Below are 2,206 nucleotides of genomic sequence, written 5' to 3' on the forward strand. Positions count from 1 at the left end.
GGCTTATAAATACCTGTTTAAACACCACATACCTGAACTCACGTTACAGGAAATAAGGGATGCGACAAATAAAGCATGGATGCTAGGTGACAATCGATTCAAACAACAGATTGAGCAGCAAACGGGAAGACGAGCAATACCACTAGCCAGGAATTAACAAGACACCCATGATAACGAGCAGTCAAAAAATAGTTTGTGATTTATTACGATGGGTGTCTTGTTAATTATCCACGCTCTTGGGGTGGAACACAGGTTCAAACTTTAATACCAAGTGACACTGTGGGCTGACAACTCTCACACCAATATATTCGTCTACCATTGCGCTTCGCTTTTACAATAGGCTGCACGCAATGACGACAGGGCAAACCTTCGCGGTTAAAAGCCATAAAACGGATGCTTTCATAGCTGCCTTTTGTTTTAGCCAGTTTGTCGCTCAAAGTTGGTAGTAAGGTGTGCCCTTTTGTATCGTAGGCACGCTTACCAATAATTAACGTTTGCCTAGCAAGGCTCTCAATTTTTTTTGAGTCAAGTTGTTTGGGTTTAAAGTCAGGATGGACGCCAGCAGCAAATAAGATTTCAGTACGCAAGTAATTGCCAATTCCGGCGATAAAGTGCTGATCTAAATACAGTGCACTTAAACCTCTATTGCAGAAACGGCTATGCTGCAAGCGCTCGGCAACGACTTCCCAGCCTAGTTCACTGTTCAAAATATCAGGCCCAATTTTGCTCAAAAATGGATGTTGCACCAGTTCACTTTGATCATATACTGCGATATCGGAGGCGCTGTATAGCAAGGCACTTTTTTGTTTTGTATGTAAAGCCAAACGCAGGGAGCGATTAGTTTTGGGCAAATGACCACGCTTAGCTGTTTTCCAAACACCGTAAAGCTGATTGTGGGAGTAAATTGTGAACCCATTAGCAAAATGTATCAACATGGCTTTGCCACGGGTTTCAACCTTTTCAACTTTAATTCCTTTAAGTTTTTGTGAAGGTTCAAGAAGGCGAGGCAAACCTACTTCAATATCTTCGATTACTTTGCCTTCAATGATCTTTGCTATTTTATCAGCGGCAATGCGTATTTCAGGACCTTCTGGCATATTGATTCCTTTAATAGTTCAAAAAGATAAGTACTTTGACATATCGGCATTACTAGAAAACACCGACGGTAAACCGTTTAACAGTCATATACGATATTGACCTTACCGCGATCAGTTCTATCCAACAGTGCTTATTTCGAATGCTATATTTTACATTATCATCATTGTTTAGCCTAAATATCCATTGGGTTTTCGAACAATGGGCTAGCGCTAATTCGTTTTCTGTATTGACCCCCAACGTTTTATTTGCCTAATTGATGAATTAAAATAGAGTCTTCGATTGGGGCCTTACATCATATTGGCATCATCATCTTCGTTTAGCCTGAGGAGAGTTTTTAAGGCAAAATTAATTAGGCCACCCATAATAATTTGACTGTTTTTTGTTCTGCACTAAGCTTTAATAAACCCAATTGAAATAGCATAAATTGAAAGTAATCACTTATGCCCAAACCTCGTTCATCTTAGGTCAGCCTCATTGACACCCCCTATTACCAATGCGTATCACGCTGTGTTATACGTGCCTTTTTATGTGGTACGGTAGCCGCGCTACTGATAAATATTCAGGTACGAGTTATGAGCACCGACGGGCGTGGGTAGAAGATAAGGTATTGTGGTTATCGTCAGTATTTGTCATTGGTATATGTGCCTATGCAGTGATGAGCAATCATGTGCATTTGGTGCTGTGTGTGGATAAAGACAAAGCCATAACTAAAGAAGACACCCACTTTTTAAAAGTAGCAAAACAGCCGTTATGTCCTAATCTTTAAGGTACTCAAAAAACCAAGGATGGTCTGTCATGCCTCAGTCACGTAAAAACCAAATTAGTTTAATCGATACCCCCTTATTAACATTGCGTTTCACGCTGTGTTCGCCGTTCGTTTTTGTGTGGCAAAGATAAATTTACGGGACAGAGTTACGAACATCGCCGAGGTTGGGTGGAAGAGCGATTGTTATTTCTATCGTCAGTGTTTTCGATTGATAGCGCGGCTACCGTATCTGTGCTTATGCAGTGATGAACAATCATACCCACGTAGTGCTGTGTGTGGACAAAGACATGGCTGATGGCTGGGCTATGGAAGAAGTCGTAAGGCGGTGGCACCAGCTATACC

General features: G+C 41.3%; 1 protein-coding gene and 2 pseudogenes. 2 read left to right on the forward strand and 1 reads right to left on the reverse strand.

The window, feature by feature from the left end:
• Positions 1-254 precede the first annotated feature (254 nt).
• A complete protein-coding gene (gene nei, locus QZ562_RS21020) occupies positions 255-1,097 on the reverse strand; it encodes an endonuclease VIII (protein ID WP_293764667.1) in 843 nt (280 codons plus the stop codon).
• Between the two features lie 474 nt (positions 1,098-1,571).
• Here nei and QZ562_RS21025 point away from each other — a divergent pair.
• Together QZ562_RS21025 and QZ562_RS21030 are read left to right on the forward strand one after the other, a co-directional pair.
• Positions 1,572-1,792, forward strand: a pseudogene (locus tag QZ562_RS21025) (transposase); the annotation flags it as partial.
• Positions 1,793-1,893: 101 nt separating this feature from the next.
• Positions 1,894-2,206 (forward strand): annotated as a pseudogene (locus tag QZ562_RS21030) (transposase); the annotation flags it as partial.

It is taken from the genome of uncultured Paraglaciecola sp. (assembly GCF_913058035.1).
Classification (GTDB): domain Bacteria; phylum Pseudomonadota; class Gammaproteobacteria; order Enterobacterales; family Alteromonadaceae; genus Paraglaciecola.